The 16,551-nt window shown below is 70.9% G+C and carries 10 protein-coding genes; 7 read left to right on the top strand and 3 right to left on the bottom strand.

All coding sequences use genetic code 11. The annotated features are described in order from the left end of the window. Positions 1–8: 8 nt before the first annotated feature. Entirely contained in the window at positions 9–1,418 is a 1,410-nt protein-coding gene (locus OV207_RS24415; RefSeq protein WP_267557561.1) for a hypothetical protein, read from the bottom strand. Positions 1,419–1,857: 439 nt separating this feature from the next. Between OV207_RS24415 and OV207_RS24420 the strand changes: the two genes are divergently transcribed. Next, a complete protein-coding gene (locus OV207_RS24420; protein ID WP_267557562.1) occupies positions 1,858–2,574 on the top strand; it encodes a class I SAM-dependent DNA methyltransferase in 717 nt (238 codons plus the stop codon). Between the two features lie 12 nt (positions 2,575–2,586). Next, positions 2,587–3,426 (top strand): ThiF family adenylyltransferase, encoded by an 840-nt coding sequence (locus OV207_RS24425; protein WP_267557563.1) that lies wholly within the window; start codon positions 2,587–2,589, stop codon positions 3,424–3,426. A 118-nt stretch (positions 3,427–3,544) separates the two neighbouring features. Here OV207_RS24425 and OV207_RS24430 read toward each other — a convergent pair whose 3' ends face one another. Beyond that, entirely contained in the window at positions 3,545–3,994 is a 450-nt protein-coding gene (locus OV207_RS24430) for a DofA protein (protein ID WP_193429118.1), read from the bottom strand. A gap of 339 nt (positions 3,995–4,333) precedes the next feature. Further along, positions 4,334–6,898: an acylase gene (locus OV207_RS24435; RefSeq protein WP_267557564.1), complete on the bottom strand. Its 2,565-nt coding sequence runs from the start codon at positions 6,896–6,898 to the stop codon at positions 4,334–4,336. 141 nt (positions 6,899–7,039) lie between these two features. Here OV207_RS24435 and OV207_RS24440 point away from each other — a divergent pair, with 141 nt between their 5' ends. The 5 genes from OV207_RS24440 to OV207_RS24460 all read left to right on the top strand — a co-directional run bounded on the left by OV207_RS24440 (position 7,040) and on the right by OV207_RS24460 (position 16,365). Further along, positions 7,040–7,690 (top strand): CDP-alcohol phosphatidyltransferase family protein, encoded by a 651-nt coding sequence (locus tag OV207_RS24440; RefSeq protein ID WP_267557565.1) that lies wholly within the window; start codon positions 7,040–7,042, stop codon positions 7,688–7,690. A 201-nt stretch (positions 7,691–7,891) separates the two neighbouring features. Then, positions 7,892–10,843: a choice-of-anchor D domain-containing protein gene (locus OV207_RS24445; RefSeq protein WP_267557645.1), complete on the top strand. Its 2,952-nt coding sequence runs from the start codon at positions 7,892–7,894 to the stop codon at positions 10,841–10,843. 211 nt (positions 10,844–11,054) lie between these two features. Continuing rightward, positions 11,055–11,360: a hypothetical protein gene (locus OV207_RS24450; RefSeq protein ID WP_324291566.1), complete on the top strand. Its 306-nt coding sequence runs from the start codon at positions 11,055–11,057 to the stop codon at positions 11,358–11,360. Between the two features lie 103 nt (positions 11,361–11,463). Continuing rightward, complete coding sequence (locus OV207_RS24455; RefSeq protein ID WP_267557567.1) at positions 11,464–14,232, top strand: protein kinase domain-containing protein; 2,769 nt, start codon at positions 11,464–11,466, stop codon at positions 14,230–14,232. Between the two features lie 18 nt (positions 14,233–14,250). Beyond that, a complete protein-coding gene (locus tag OV207_RS24460) occupies positions 14,251–16,365 on the top strand; it encodes a serine/threonine protein kinase (RefSeq protein ID WP_267557568.1) in 2,115 nt (704 codons plus the stop codon). Positions 16,366–16,551 lie beyond the last annotated feature (186 nt).

Here is a 16,551-nt window from a genome sequence, read left to right on the forward strand (position 1 = left end):
GGCGCCCCTCAGTGCGCCTGGATCCACTGGAGCATGGGCGTCCACACGCGCGCCCGCGCATCCCGGGCGAGGAACAGGTCGGCGTGCCCGTAGTCCAGGGCGCGCTCGGCCTCCGGCCGGGTGCGCACGGTGTGCATGGTGACGTCGGTGCTGCCCAGCAGGCGCACGGAGTACTCCCCGTAGTTGCCCACGCCGCCCGCCGCGCCCACGTACATCACCGGCACCTTCACGTCCTTCAGGTGGTCGTCATAGGGCACGTCCAGGCCGCACAGCTGCGCCTCCGTCTCCACCACCTCGTTGAGGCTCTGGTAGGGCACCGCGAGCTGGAGGTAGTCGAACAGGGTGGCCTCCGGCGTGAAGGCCGTCTTGAAGGGCAGGCCCGTGGCGTCCGGGGTGCTGGCCGCCAGGTGGTAGCCCGGCGTCAGCGGCTGGAGCGGCGCGAAGAGGGCTGCGGTGGCCCCGGCCGCGATGACGGCGAACTGCCGGTTGGTGGGCGTGGGCTGGGCCACGAGCACGGGCGCCGCGAGCGGGGAGGGGGCGTTGGGTGCGTCATCCGCCAACTGCCCGATGAGCCGCACCGGCGTCCCCGGCGCGGGCCCCAGCAGGCCCCCTTCCGTGCGGCCCTGGTTCCGGGCGGCCTGCAGCGCCTCATAGCGATCACACGCCCAGCCGCGCTGCTCCGCCGCCTCCGGCGCGAAGCGCAGCACCATGTCCATGGGGATGAAGCCATCCACCCGCCGCAGGCCGCGCGGGCGCTGGGACTCCGCGTCCAGGTACGCATACCCGATGGTCGCGCCCCGGCTCCAGCCGAGCAGGAACATCCGGTTGTTGCCGTTGCTGCTCCCGCCGCCGGACAGCTTGCGCACGGCGTCCGCCAGCGTCAGGCCGGTGCCCAGGTCCTTCACGTGGGTCTCCAGGTTCCAGTTCGCCATGAACCGGAAGTCCACCTCCGACTCCGGCACCCCCACCCAGCGCAGGTCCAGGCCCCACACGTCCACGTCGTGGCTGGCCAGGAACCCCGCCACGGACTGGTCCGAGGGCATGGTGCTCACCCGCGTGTTCGTCAGGAACGCGGGCACGAAGCCCCACAGGTCCCCGTGCACCATGAACACCGCCCGCGACGTGCGGGCTGGAATCCAGGGGATGGACTCGCGCACCACCCGGTGCAGGGTGACGACGTCGTACGCGCCCGCCCCCACGCGCACCTTCCACGTGTAGTGCGCCAGGCTGCCACCCAGCGGCTCGCGCTTCGCGACCAGCCCGGGCAGCCCCGCGGCCAGCAGCGACCGCGAAAGCGCCTGCGCCTGCACCGTCTGCTCCGTCTGCTCCCTCGTCACACCCTGGGTCGCGGCCCCCGCTTCCACGCGCATCCCCAGGAACAACACCACCACGCACAACAGGCTCAACGACCTACGCATACCGACCTCGACTCGCATGAGGGTCCCCCACGCAGAGAAGCGCCTGGGGCTGACATCTCCCCCGTGCCTCCGTTGCAGGCACCCCAGGAGCACCTTCCGCGCCAGGACTCAAACCATTGATTTTATTGATTCAGCCCCGCAGGGCATGATTCACCGCTGAAGGCCACCGGACGTGTTCCCCGGCGCGCTCCGAGTGAAAACCCGGCCCACGGGGCGTGCTTCATCTCTGAGACATGCGCACCACGGATGGCGCGGGACCTTTCTGGCGGTGCCCACACACCGGCCGGCCCGCCAGGGTATGTCCGTTCACTCAATCCAACACATACATGTGAAACAGGCAAGTCCTGAATGATAGGGGAAGACGGCGGGGTGATCGCGCGCGGGACGGGGACGGGGGACAACAGCCCTTCACACCCCGAGGCTCCACCGAGGAGGACCCATGCCCGCGTCCGTCTTTGTCGACAACATCTGGAACGATTTCGCGCACAGCTACGATGAGATGATCCCGCAGCTGCCGTGCTACCAGCGGCAGCTCGCGAAGATCGTCCGCGACACCCGGGAGCGGCCCTACGTCATCGACGCCGGCTGTGGCACGGGCCTGGTGGGGCTGCCGCTGGTCCAGCGCGGCCAGCGGGTGGTGGGCTTCGACAACAACGCGGCCATGCTCCGGCTGGCGGCGCGCCGTCAGGAGCGGGAGCCGGACGCGGTGCGCGCCCGCTGGAAGCTGCTGCCCGGGGACGTGAGCGCCTTCCCGCCGGAGGTGGAGGGGGGCGCGGACGCGGTGGTGATGAACAACGTGCTCTTCTACGTGCGCGACCCGGAGGCGGTGCTGCGCGAGGCGTGGACGCACCTGAAGCCCGGCGGCGTGCTGTGCATGACGAGCAACAAGCGTCCCCGGCCGGACCTGGAGAAGGTGCTCACGAACTCCATCCAGGAGTGGCGGCAGGAGGGCCGGTGGGACGCGCGGCTCCAGAACGCGGTGGCGCACCACCGCACCTGCGCCCAGCGGCTCACCACGGACCCCAACGAGATGGTGACCTTCCTGGACACCGACGCGGCCGTGCGGCTGCTGGAGAAGGTGGGCTTCAGCGAGGCGCTGGTGGCCGACGGCGACGACTACTACGGCGAGAACTTCTACGTCTGCATGCGCAAGTAAGGAGCCAGCCCCATGGTCAACCCCCGTTTCCAGCGCAACCTCGGTGTCCTCCACCCCCAGACGATGGACAAGCTGTCCACCACGCACGTGCTCGTCGCGGGCGTGGGCGGCGCCGGGGGCCAGTGCGCGGTGGACCTGGCCCGCCTGGGCTTCGGCTGCCTGACGCTCGCGGACTTCGACGTGTACGAGCGCCACAACATCAACCGGCAGATTGGCTGCTTCGAAAGCACCCTGGGCCAGCCCAAGGTGGACGTGGTGGAGCGCATGTGCCGCGACATCCACCCGGACCTGCGCGTGCACAAGGTGCACGAGGGCATCACCGACGACAACGTGGCGGCCGTGCTCGCCGGCGGCGGGGGCCTGCCCCCGGTGGACTACGTGGTGGAGGTCATCGACATCGCGGGCGCGCGCGCCAAGGAGTCGCTCCACCAGACGTGCCGCCAGCAGGGCGTCCCCATCATGACCGGGCTGATGCTGGGCTTCGGCGCCGCGCTCCACGTCTTCCAGCCGGACGCGCCCCTCTACGAGGAGATGTTCATCCTGCCGGATGGCCGCATCGACCTGCCGAAGATCATCCCGCACCTGGGCAGCTACATGCTCCAGGAATACATGGACGCCTGCTACCAGGGAAAGGGCCACGCCCCCACCTGCGTCATTGGCGCCACCACCGCCGCGGGCCTGATGGTGAGTGAAATCATGCGCGGCGTGATGCTGGGGCCGCGCGCGATGGTGTCCTGGCCCGAGTACCTCTACGTGGACCTCTTCGACCACCGCTACGTCCGCGGCTCGCTCGTTCCCGCGCGTCCGGCCATCCCCGCGCAGCCGCTGGACACCGTGCGTGCCCGGGGCTGACGCCCGCCACTGAACCGCGCCTGCGTGCCCCACGGCCTGAGCGTGGGACGTCCCGGCCCCCGGGTCCCCTTTCCGAAGCGTGGAAAGGGGCGCGGGGGCCTGGGTCGTTCTGGGGGCGCTACAGCACCACGCCCCGCGTCCGCGCTTCGTTGACCACCTGGGTGCCGTCCACGCCCAGCCGCCGCGCGATGAAGCCCGCGGCCCCGTCCGCGGTCTTGTGCACGCGGATGAACTGGTCGTCGTACGTGCGCGTGACGATGAGCATCCCGGACACGATGACGCGCTGGAGGTTGTGCTGCAGCTCGTTGCCTTCGATGACGACGTGGATCTCCGAGAACAGCGAGCGCGCGTCCGACAGCATGTTGGACAGGTGCCGGCGCTGCTCGCTGTTGGGCACCGCCGCCTTGGAGCCGGTGCTCGTCACCAGGATCATCGGCTGCTGGTGCTGCTGGTAGGCCGTCTGCATCTTCTGGAACACGGACTGGATTTCATCCGGCGTCGGTGGAGCGTCCCAGCGCAGGAAGAAGACCTTGTCGATGACGTCTGTCTTGTAGACCGGAAGTGCCATGGCGTTCGCGACTCCTTCGTGACGGGCCCATCCCCCCGGGCCTGATGGCCATCCTGCGCTTCACCCGCGGTCAATAAACTAGCCCCACGGGCTGACATTGCTGAGACGACACATCCTGCCGTGCCTGACGGTGGCGCCGACTGTGTCCTCGCCTCACGGGCCCGCCGGATGTCCGGTGGTGGAAGCTGAACCCAGACGCCAGGGCCGCGCGCCCTGTCTGCCCATTCCGCTGGCCCTGGCAACTTTCAACGCGGACTCTCCGTGAAAACAAGAAGGCCCCGGGAGCGCGGGGCTCCCGGGGCCTTCGGTCAGCTCAAGGCCGTGGAACGACGGTGGGGGCTACCCGCCGCTGACGGTGGTCTCGACGAGGGCGGCGTCCGCGGCGATCTGCGCGTCCGTGAAGAGGATGGGCCGCCACTGCTTCTGGGAGAACAGCTGGGTCTGGTCGCTGTAGTGGGGCGACTTGGGGTCGCCCGACTCGCTGTACGTCAGCACCGCGTTGGCGCTGGGGCCGGCGTCGGTGAACTGCATGGCCATGACGAAGCTGCTGCCGTTGTTGATGGGGTAGCCCGCGCTGGACAGGCCCGTGTTGCCGCTGATGAGCTGCGCGCGGGTGGCGGTGTACTCGAACAGGGTGGTGCGGATGACGCCGTAGCCGACGACGTTGGTGATGCCCTCGCGGCTCAGGCCGCCCTGGATGGGCACGCGGGTGCCGCTGCGCGCGGTGTACTGCACCTCGCCCAGCGTCGCGTCCAGGGGGATGCCGGACGCGTTGATGCTGGCCACGCCCTGCGCCAGCCGCACGAGCAGCGGGTCCTCGCCGGTGGCCGGCGCGGGCGTCATGGTGTTGGGCGTGTTGACGGGGTCGGCCGGATCGAACGGGTTGGTGAACAGCAGGCCCTTGTTGAGCAGGCTGGCGCTGGGCACGGCGCCCAGGAACTCGCGGAACACGAACGCGCCCTTGGAGCTGGTGTCGAAGCGGCCATCCCACGCGGCGAGCAGCGCGCACGCCTGGCTGATGTCCACCGGCTTGTCCTGGAACATCACGGTCGTGCGGCCCGTGCAGCGCTGGACCAGGCCCTCACGCGTCAGCTCCGCCATGCTGCTGCGGTTGCTGAACACCGCCGTCTTCAGCTCCTCCAGGCTGAACTTGCCGTCCGCGCCCGAGGCGCCGGTGGCGCCCTGCTCCGTGAGGGTGAAGAGGTTCATGCGCGTGCGAGGCGACTGGGGCACGCGCTCCTCGCCGTGCAGCGGGGAGAAGCCCGTCAGGGGCGCCGCCGGGTTGGAGATCCAGTAGCTGTCGTTCGCGTTGAAGACGAAGTCGCGGCGATCCAACTGCGGCACCTTGGAGAAGGGCACGAGGCCGGGGCTGCGCGAGCCCGCCTCCACCTGCCACTCATTGGCCGGGTCGCTGCCGTCCAGGAACACGACGCCCAGCGTGGCGAAGAGGCCGTAGGTGAGGCTGGTGGCGGAGGGCGTCTTGGCGGCGGTGTACCACTTCGTGTACGCGTCCTTGCTGAGGTTCGGGGTGGGCGTCGCGTCCGTGTACCAGGCGTTGCCCTCCTTGTCGGCGTACATGGTGTTCACCCAGGGCAGGCCCTGGCGGCTGGCGTAGACGCCCTTGAACTCGGTCAGGTTCTTCGCCTTGTTCATGCCGTGGAACTGGTCCAGGAACTGGGTGTTCTCGATGTTGGCGTCGCGCAGGGTGAGCACCGACTGGGTGTTCCAGCGCAGCGTGCCCGGCGGCAGGCCGGGGGCGGCCGAGTCCGGGATGGCGATGATGGGGCCGTAGTGGCTGAAGTACATCGTCTGCTCGAAGTTCGTGACCGACCCCTCCGGCAGCTTCACGAGGATCCGGAACTTCTTGGACGTCATCTCGCGCTCTTCGTTGCCGTACTTGTAGGTGGTCGGCTTTCCGGGCACGAGGCTCAGCTGGTACATCGTCATGCGCTGGCCGGAGGAGAACGTGTGCGTCCAGGCCACGTCCTCATTGAAGCCGATGAGCACCGCCGGCACGCCCATCAGGCCCACGCCGTAGACGTTCATCTGACCGGGCACGGTCAGCTGGCTCTCCCACAGGCGCAGCTCGCCTTCCCAGGGGAAGTGCGGGTTGGCCATCACCATGCCCTTGCCGTTGTCGGTGCGCTCGGCGCCCAGGGCCCAGCCGTTGCTGCCGAAGTCCGTGTCGCGCAGCGTCTTGAGCTGCTCCAGCGTCGGCATCTGGGGCCGCAGGTGGGCCTGCTTGTCCACGCTCTGCGCGCCCACGACGGGGGGCGTCGCCGCCGCGATGGTGAGCGCCAGCTGGCCGATGCCGCCCACCAGCGTCAGGTCGATGTTGTACGCCAGCAGGTCCACGGGGGTGATGGGCTTGACCCAGTCCGCGTTGGCGCAGTTGGCGGGGCGCTCCGCCGCGGGCGTCTCCTCCAGGTACTTGTTGTAGCCGGCCACGTAGCCGGTGAGCATCTGCTGCACTTCCTCCGACAGCTGCGGGAAGGCGGCCGTGGCGCGCTCGATGAGGCCCAGCGACAGGTACGCCAGGTCGGAGCCCACGTAGGTGTTGCCGGGCCCCTGGCCCAGGTAGCGCGCGCGCTCGCTGCGCACCTTGATGATCTGATCCGCCAGGGTGCAGACGTGGTCCTGGGCGAAGGCATAGCCCTGTCCGAAGCCCAGGCTGCCGTAGTTGTCGGCCGTGATGTGGGGGATGCCGTAGGACGTCCGGCGGATCTTCGCGGTGTACTTGGCGGGCGCGGGGGGCGGAGGGGTGGTGGGATCCTCCTTGTCGTCACATCCACTGGCTGCGACCAGCGCCAGTGACGTCAGCAGGGAGAGGGACCAACGACGGGCCCGGAGGGACGTCCGGGAGCCGCCGCGACAGGGAGGAGAATCAGGGGTGTGCTCGAGCATGGCGGGCGGAGACTAGGAAGGTGGCGATCAGCCGGTCAATGTTTCTGGGATTTGACTTTTTTCACGGAACTGAAACACCGGGATGCGGTGCGTCGCAGGTTTAGGAAAGCCGGAAAGACGGTGTGTGTTACACGGGGCGCCATGACGTCCGAGCCCTCGCCGTCCCCGGCCCGCCGCCCGCGCCGCCACTTCTCCATGATTCGCACCTTCGTGCTGGCGGACTTCGTCACGCTCGGCAACGGCTTCGCGGGGGCGGGCGCCATCCTGGCGTCCATGCAGGCCCTGGCGACGGGGAACCCACGCTGGCTGTGGGTGGCGTTCGCGCTGATGCCGGTGGCGCTGGCCATGGACGTGGCGGACGGCCGCATCGCCCGGTGGCGCTTCCGCAAGTCCCCGCTGGGCGCGGACCTGGACTCGCTGGCGGACGTCATCTCCTTCGGCATGGCGCCCGCGGCGCTGGCGTTCGCGGTGGGCCTGCGGGGTGGGCTGGACGTGGCGGCGCTGCTCTACTTCGTCGCGTGCGGCATCAGCCGGCTGGCGCGCTTCAACGTCACCTCCGCGGAGCTGTCCGACGGCACCGGCAAGGTGAAGTACTTCGAGGGCACCCCCATCCCCACCAGCCTCCTGCTGGTGATGGTGCTGGCGGTGGCGCTCTGGCAGGGCCGCATTGGCGACGCGCTGTGGGGTGGGGTGTGGGACATCGGGCCCGTGCAGCTGCACCCGCTGGTGCTGATGTACGTCGCCAGCGGCAGCGCCATGATCAGCAAGACGTTGCGGATTCCGAAATTCTGAAGAGAAGCCCCGCCGTGGGTGGGCACCGTGCCTTCCAGTGGACGTTCTGGGGGACAGTTCCACTGTTTTTCCCATGATGAGGTGCTTGGCAGTCCCGGGGTGGGTGCCTAGCTTCGCCACCTGATCCGCAGGACCACCACGGTGTGGAATCCGGTGCGGCTTCGAGCTTGTGGTGCGGCGGGAGGGGACGGGGTGGGTGCCATGACGGGGCGCTGGAGTCTGCTGGGCCTGTTGTCGGTCTTGCTGGTGTCGGGTTGCGCGGATCGGGAGCGCTCGTCGCTCGCGGACGGACGGCTGACCGCGACGCCCGGCGGCGTGGACTTCGCGCGGGTCGCCATCTTCGATGCGCGCGAATCCCAGGTGACGCTGCGCAACGTGGGACGCGCGCGCATCACGGTGGACGAGGCCTGGGTGGAGGGGCCGGAGGGCGCCTACAAGGCGGAGTTCACGCACGAGGGACCCCACAGCCTGGTGCCCGGCGCCGAGTGCACGCTGAAGGTGCGCTTCGCGCCGATGGCGGAGGGCGGCCTGCCGGCGGTGCTGGTGGTGCGCTCCGACACGCGCATTGAACCGCTGATGCGCCTGCCGCTCAACGGCGCGGGCGTGGACGCGTGGGCGCGGGTGTCGCCGCGCAAGCTGGACTTCGGCCGCATCGAGGCGGACGCCACCAAGCAGCTGGGCGTCACGCTGGACAACCCCACGGAGCTGCCGGTGATGGTCACGCCCAAGCTGGTGGGCGCGGACAAGGACGAATTCGTCGCGGAGGCCATCACGGTGAACCCGGGTGAGCGCCGCGAGCTGCCCATCACGTTCACGCCGGTGCGCGTGGGCAAGAAGCAGATCGCCCTCGCGGTGTCGCCCTGCCACGGGTGCGCGGACGTGACGGTGCAGGTGACGGCGGAGGCGCTGGAGCGCGCGGTGGTGGCGGAGCCGGAGGTGGTGGACTTCGGCGCGGTGCCGGTGGACCGCGACGCCCTCAAGGCCTCCAGCCTGCGCAACATCAGCACGGAGCCCGTCACGGTGAACTCGCTGATGCTGGACGGCACGGACGCGTCCTTCAGCCACTCCAACACGGGCCTGCCGCTGGTGCTCCAGCCGGGCGAGGTGCGCGGCTTCGAGATCCGCTACAGCCCCGGCCACATGGGCCCGGCCACGGACCGCGCCGTGTACTCCGTGGTGAGCAAGCGCCACCCCACGCTGGCCGTGCCGCTGCGCGGCTTCGGTGGCGCCTCCGAGCTGTGCGTGTCGCCGCTGACGCACGACTTCGGCGAACAGCCGCTGGGCTCCAAGGTGCGCGTCGTCGTCAACGTGAAGAACTGCGGCACGAACAACGCGGGGCCGCTGACCATCAACACGCTGACGTGGACGCCGGACCCGTCCGGGCCGCTCCAGTTCAACCACAAGCCGCTGGCGACGCCGTACACGCTGCCGCCCAACGGCGAGGTCAACCTGGAGGTCTACTACGAGCCTTCGCGCGAGGGCTCCGCGGCGGGCTCGCTGGTGATGACGACCAACGCCTTCTCCGCGGCCACGGTGCAGCTGGACTTCTTCGGCCGCGCCCGGGCGCATGCGCCGTGCGACCTGGTGGTGACGCCGCAGGTGCTGGACTACGGCACGGTGCCGCCGGGGCGGGGCGCGGTGCTGGGCGTGAAGCTGGAGAACAAGGGCGCGGACCTGTGCCCGGTGAAGAACATCCGCGTGGTCAACGACGGCGGCGGCGTGTTCCGCATGCCCGGCGGGGACCTCTTCGGCGGCATCATCTACCCGGGGGACTGGTTCAGCTTCCAGGTGGCCTTCCAGGCGCCCTTCACCGGCGGTGACTTCGCGGGCGAGCTGCAGGTGGAGCAGTACAACCCGACGACGCCGGTGCTGCAGGTGCCGCTGATGGCGCACTCGCAGACGACGTGTCTGGTCGCCTCGCCCTGGTACGTGGACTTCGGCCTGGCGCGCAAGGACTGCCGGCCGGCGCCGCGCGAGGTGAACTACCTCAACGCGTGCACGACGCCCGTCACCATCTCCAACGTCTTCATCGGGCCGGGCACCACGGATTCGGAGTTCACGTTGCTGGACAACCCGGCGCCTCCCGCCTTCCAGCTCCAGCCGGGCGAGTCCTTCACGGTGGGCGTGGACTACTTCGCGCAGGTGACGGGCATGAACCTGTCGCCCCTGTTCGTGGACTCCAGCGACCTGACGGTGCCGCTGCTGGTGCCGCTCATCGGTGAGTCGTCGAAGAAGGTGGAGAAGACGGACAACTTCGTGCAGCAGGACGTGAGCAAGGTGGACGTGCTGTTCGTCGTGGACAACACGGCGTCCATGGTGGAGGAGCACCCGAAGCTGGTCTCCGCCATCCCGTCCTTCGTGGACGCCGCGCGCAACAAGGCGGTGGACCTGAACATGGCGGTGACGACGACGGGCATCTCCGCGGTGTCCGGCGCGTGCCCGGGCGGCGCGCTGGGCGGCGAGGCCGGGCGCTTCTTCCCGGCGGACAACACCCGCCAGCGCATCCTCACGCTGGCGACGCCCGACGTCACCCAGGTGCTCCAGCAGAACATGCAGGTGGGCCAGTGCGCGCAGGTGGAGCAGGGCTTCGAGGCGATGCGCCGCGCGCTCACCCCGCCCCTGGTGAACAACGCGGATGATCCGCGCACCGCGCTGCCCAACGACGGCAACCTGGGCTTCCTGCGCGACTCCGCGGCCCTGGTGGTGGTGTTCGTGGGCGACGAGGACGACCACTCGCCGGACGCGGTCTCCACGTACGTGCAGTGGGCGCAGCAGCGCAAGGGGGAGAACCAGCCGCAGCGGGCGACCTTCTTCGCCATCGCGCCCACCAAGACGGCCTGTGCCACGGCGGGCGGCGCCGGCACGCGCTACGCGGACGCCGCCGCGCAGACGGGCGGTGAGGTCCTCAACGTGTGCGCCGCGGACTACGCGCCGCTGCTGCGGCAGGTGGCCAGCAAGGCGTTCAGCGCGCAGGACCGCTTCCCGCTGAGCGAGGAGCCGGACACGGGCACGGTGGTGGTGAGCGTCAACGGCGCCTCCACCCCGTCGGGCTGGAGCTACGACGCCGCGAGCAACAGCGTGGTGTTCTCCGTGGTGCCCCCGCCGGGCGCGAAGGTGAGCATCACCTACCGCCGCGCCTGCGCCAACGACTGAACGGTCGCGACGCTGTGGGTGTGGACCCCGTGACGGGCCGGCCATCCGGCCCCGAACGGGGATGTCAGCCCCCGGTGCTACAGCACTGCATCTGCCTGTGCGGATGACCAGAAAATTGGAGGCGCTCCCTCGGTGTGTACCCTGCGGAGCGTCTAGCTGCTGTTGCCTTGGGAGGCACGCTGTGAGCACCCGGATCCCCGACGAGCATCCGATGTCCCCTCCGCGCCCCGGTGCGCCGGGGCTGCGGGTCATCCGCGGGGAGGGCCAGCGCCGCCAGGAGCCGCTGGCGTCCCGGGATGCCGTGGCGCGGGTGCTGATGGAGGCCGGGGCGGACATGCTGCTGCGGCGCATCAGCCCCCTGAGGGCGCAGGAGATCGAGCGCAAGGTGGACCGGGTGCTGGATCTGTTCGACCGGGTGGACGCGGCCCCGGTGCTGATGCCGGTGCTCAAGCGGCACCTGGACGAGCTGGAAGCCCTGATGCGGGAAACCCGCGAGGTCCGGGCAGTCCGCCGCTAGGGCGCCCGGACGCCCCTGGCTGGAAAAACCCCAAGGGGATTCGATGTTTGATTCCCCTGGCCGGGGGGCTTACGCTCGGGGCTCGCCTTCCCGCGTCCCGGCCGTGTCCATCGAAACCTACGGCAGCTACCAGCTCCTGAAGCGCCTTGCCACGGGCGGCATGGCGCAGATCTACCTCGCGCGCCGGCCAGGTTCGGATGCACCGGACAAGCTGCTGGTGCTCAAGCGCATCCTCCCGCACCTGTCGGAGAACGACGAGTTCGTCCGGATGTTCCTGGACGAGGCGCGGATCGCCGCCCGGCTCGCGCACCCCAACGTGGTGCAGATCTACGACCTGGGGGCGGAGGGGGACACGTTCTTCATCGCCATGGAGTACATCCATGGGGTGGACGCGCGCCGGCTCTGGAAGCGCTCGGAGACGTCCAACCGTCCGCTGCCCGTGCCGCTGGTGTGCCGCATCCTGCTGGGGGCCAGCGCGGGGCTGGACTACGCGCACCGCAAGACGGACGCGGCGGGGCGCCCGCTGGGCATCGTGCACCGGGACGTGTCGCCGCAGAACATCCTGGTGACGTTCGAGGGTGGCGTGAAGGTGGTGGACTTCGGCATCGCCAAGGCGGCGGACCAGGCCACCGTGACGCGCTCCGGGGTGCTCAAGGGCAAGTATTCGTACATGTCGCCGGAGCAGGCCTCCGGGCAGCGGGTGGACTGCCGTTCGGACGTGTTCGCGCTGGGCGTGGTGCTGCATGAGCTGCTGACGGGGGGGCGCCTGTTCAAGCGCCCCAGCGACATGCTGACGCTGTCGGCGGTGGCGGAGTGCAACGTGCCGCCGCCGTCGCTGGTGGCGCCCCGGGTCCCGGCGGATCTGGATGCCATCGTGCTCAAGGCGCTCGCGAAGGATCCGGACGCGCGCTACCAGCACGCGCACGACCTGCAGCACGCGCTGGAGGGGTGGCTGGCGGCGCAGTCGCAGCCGTCGGGCACGGCGGACCTGGCCGTGTACATGAAGGAGCTGTACGCGGACCGGCTGTCCGACGAGGCCCGCTCGGGCGAGGTGCAGGTGACGGACGAGGAGGCCGGCGTGTCACCGCGCTCGGAGCCGCCTCCCACGCCGCGCCGCTCGGTGATGCGGCCCGCCCTGGCGACGGGACGGACGGAGCACGAGCCCACCACCACCCTGCGCCCGCCCCGGGCGAACCGGCCGAGCGGGAAGGTCGAACCGCGCCGCGACGAGCCGGAGGCCGAGGCCCGGGCAGGGGAGGGACGTGCCGAGACCCGCGGGGTCGAGGCGCGTCCGGAGGCGCGGGGCGCGGAGTCTCGGGCTGATGCGCGGAGCTTGGAGCTTCGAGGCGAGGCTCGTGGCGGGGAGCTTCGCTCCGAAAGCCGCGGTGCCGAGGGTCGCAACGCCGACCTTCGGGGTGAAGGTCGCAACGCCGAGGGTCGCAACGCGGAGCCTCGCGGTGCCGAACCTCGTCACGCGGAGGTCCGCGCCGACGCCCGTGGCTCCGAGAGCCGCCTTCCGGAGGTCCGGGGGGCCGACGCCCGGCCGGAGACCCGACAGACGACGGGGACGCGGCGGGCGCTGGAGTCTCCGCCCTCTCGCTCCGTGCGGCCGGTGCGCCTGGAGGAGCCGTCCATCCCGACGGTGACCGTGGATGAAGGCCCCACGCTCGCCATGGTGGATCCGCTGGGCCGCCTGGCCCCTGCCGGCTTCCAGGTGGAAGAGGACGCGCCCACGCTCGCCATGATGGATCCGCTGGGCCGCCTGAATCCCCGGTTCCAGCAGGAGGACGAGGAGGCTCCCACCCTGGATCAGCGCCTGCTGGCGGCCCGGCTCCAGGAAGACGAGGACGACGCGACCCAGGACATGCGGTCCATCACCCACGCGGAGGACGACGAGGGGCCCACGCAGGACATGCGCGCCGTGCCCCGCTCGGAGGTTCCCATCTCCCTGCGCTCCGGTGCGATGCCGTCGGCGGAGCACCGTCAGGCCCGGTTCCCGGTGCCCGCGCCCCACGCGACGCTCGAGGAGATGACCGCGTCCACGGCGCCGCGCTCCGCCTCCCGCGCGCCCATGCCCAACGCCTGGGTTCCGCCGGCCCGCACGGCCACGGTCGCCGACCATGCGCTCGTGGCGCCGTCCAAGCACCGCTGGTTCGTGTGGGGTGGGGCGGCCCTGGTGGTCGTGGTGATCCTGCTGGGGCTCTTCTGGGGTTCGGGGATGGCCACGGGCGGCGTGCGGGTGGAGTCCGAACCCACGGGCGCGCGCGTGGTGTTCGAGGACCGCGTGCTGCCGGAGCGCACGCCCCTGGTGCTGCCCTCGGTGAAGCCCGGCCGCTACCGCCTCGTGGTGGTGAAGGAAGGCTACCGGGAGTTCCGCACGCAGATCGTGGTGCCGGACTCAGGGCCGCTCGTGGTGGGGCCGCTGAAGCTCGTGCCCATGACCTCCTCCGGGCGGCCCGGCGCGGAGACGCCGCCTCTGGAGCCTCCCCCGACGACGCCGCCCGCGCCCGAGGTCGGCCCCTCCGGCGCGGCCGGTTCCCAGGCTCCTGCCCCCACGGCGATGGAGGTGAAGGAAGCCCGGGCCGCGGCCCCCGCGGTCCGCCCGTCCCCGGTCGTGCCCGTCCCGGCCGCGGAGGGGCGCGAGCCTGCCCGGCCCGTGGAGCGTGCCGCGTCGGTGAGCTTCGTGGTGACGCCCTGGGCGGAGGTGACGTGCAACGGGCGCAAGCTGGGCGAGACGCCGTTCCAGCCCGTGGAGCTGCGGGTGGGCATGTATGACTGCAAGTTCTCCAACCCCGAGCTGAAGCGCACGCTCAACCGCCGCATCGAGGTGCGCCCCATCGACCTCAACGTGGTGACGGTCAAGTTCGAGTAGGCGGCGGTGGACCCTTCCATGACGCTCGAGGCAGGAACCCACGTCGGCAAGTACGTCGTGCGCCGCAAGCTCGCCGAAGGGGGCATGGCGGAGATCTTCCTGTGCACCGCGCGCGGACCGGAGGGCTTCGAGAAGGAAGTCGTCATCAAGCGCGTGCGCTCGTTCCTCGCGAGCGACCCGGACTTCGTCCAGATGTTCATCGCCGAGGCGCGGCTGGCCTCGCGGCTCAACCACGCCAACGTGGTGCAGATCTTCGACTTCGACAAGCACGAGGACACCTACTACCTGGCGATGGAGTACGTGCGCGGCTGCTCGCTGTGGGAGCTGCGCAAGCGGAGCAAGGAGGCGATGACGCCGATGACGCCCACGCTGGTGGCGCACATCGGCGTGGAGGTCGCGCGCGGGCTGCACTACGCCCACCGCCTGCGGGTGAACGGCGAATTGCTGCACCTGGTGCACCGCGACGTCACGCCCCACAACGTGCTCGTGTCCTACGACGGCGCGGTGAAGCTCACCGACTTCGGCATCGCGAAGGCGGGCAACAAGCTGACCAACCCCGGGGTGCTCAAGGGCAAGTTCGCGTACATGTCGCCCGAGCAGGCCCGGGGCGAGAGCGTCGACGCGCGCACCGACGTGTTCGCGCTGGGCGTGGTGCTGTGGGAGCTGCTCACCGGCGGGCGCCTGTTCCAGGGCGACTCTGAAATCGCCGTCCTGCGCGCGGTGCAGGAGAGCACCATCGTGCCGCCCGCGCGGCTCAACCCGGACGTGCCCCCGGACCTGGACGCCGCCATCTGCCGGGCGCTGGAGCGCGACCTGTCGAAGCGCTTCCAGACGGCCGGTGAGCTGGAGCGCGCGTTGGCGCAGTGCGTGCTGAACCAGGCCCGCTCCGTGGACGACACCGACGTGGGCGAATTCCTGCGCGGGCTGTTCCCGGTCGCCGCCAGCAACCTGGCGCTGCCCGCCATGCCGGAGCGCACGGCCCTGGTGGACGGGGCGCTCCCGCCGCCCGGTGAGGACGCGGCGCCGCCGCCCCGTGAGCCCACCGCCGTGATGCCCTCGCGCGGCCATGCCTCGGGGGCGATGCGGAGCCCTTCTCCGGACGAAGACCTGCACGGCACGACGCTGGTGCTGGGCCGCGACGAGCGCGCCGAGGCCGTGAACGGACGCCCTCCGGCCCCCACGCCGTTGATGCCCCTGCCATCCCTGGAGCGCGGGGCGCGGGAGCCGCAGGGGGCACCGGCTGGCAGGCGCCCCGCGTCGCGCGAAGTCGCCGCCTACTCCCAGGAGGCCTCGGAGGGTGGACGCCGGGCCATGACGCCCGGGGCAGGGGGGCGCTCCGGGGCAGCCGGTGATGCGTCGCAAGCCTCGACGTCCGAGGAGGCCTCTTGGGGAACGGGCGCCGACGCGGACGCAAGCCGGGGCTCCTCGCGACGACCGACGCCCTCCGCGCGGCGGTCCAGCACCCCGGGCGATGAATCGCGTGGCGCCCGGCGGTCGGGCGCCTCCAATGATGAAGCCCGTTTCGCCACCCGGTCCGACGCCGGGCTTCGCGAAGACGACACCGTGTCCGCCACGGAGCCGGGACCGCCCTCCGCGCCGGGCCGCAAGCGGGCCCTCTGGGCAGGAGCCGCGGTGCTGGGACTCGCGGGCGTCCTGGGCGTCATGGCCCTGGCGCGCTCCCTTCCGGGGGCCGCCGTCTCGGGGCAGGGGAGCAGTGCATCCCAACCGGCCGCGAACGTCCCCGTCGAACCGTCCCGGCCCGCGTCACCGGACGCCGTCGAGGCGGAAATCGAGGGGCAGCGGCGTGAGGCCACCCTGGCCACGCCCCCGCCTCCGCGGAAGAGCGCCCCCGCGTCGGTGACGGCGGCGCCCGCCAACCCCCCCGCTCCGGTGGCGCCCGCCGAGGACGCGGCGAAGGCCTTGGGCACGCTCCAGGTCAGCGCCAATCCGTATGCGACCGTCTACCTGGGCACGAAGCGGCTCGGGGACGTGCAGGGCCGCGCCTCCTACAAGGTGGCGCCCGGCACCTACAAGCTGACCTTCGAGCACCCGACCAGCGCCAGGTCGTACACCGTCGTCGTCCCCGCCAACGGCACCGTGACCCAGGAGTTCCGCGCCTCGAAGGGCCGCTGACCCCGGCCGCCTCCCCCCGCCTGGCCGGTGGGGGGCGAGGCAGCCGGCCGCCGTTCCCCGCCATCCCCCCGCGCCTCCCGGATGTTCAGTCCCCGACCCGAGCGTCGGACGGACGACGTCCGCCCGCCCGCCTGCTCGTCGTTCTTGACGAATGACGCGCGAATCTGGCACCTATGCAGTCCATTC

It is taken from the genome of Corallococcus sp. BB11-1, from assembly GCF_026626625.1.
In the GTDB taxonomy this organism is placed as follows: domain Bacteria; phylum Myxococcota; class Myxococcia; order Myxococcales; family Myxococcaceae; genus Corallococcus; species Corallococcus soli.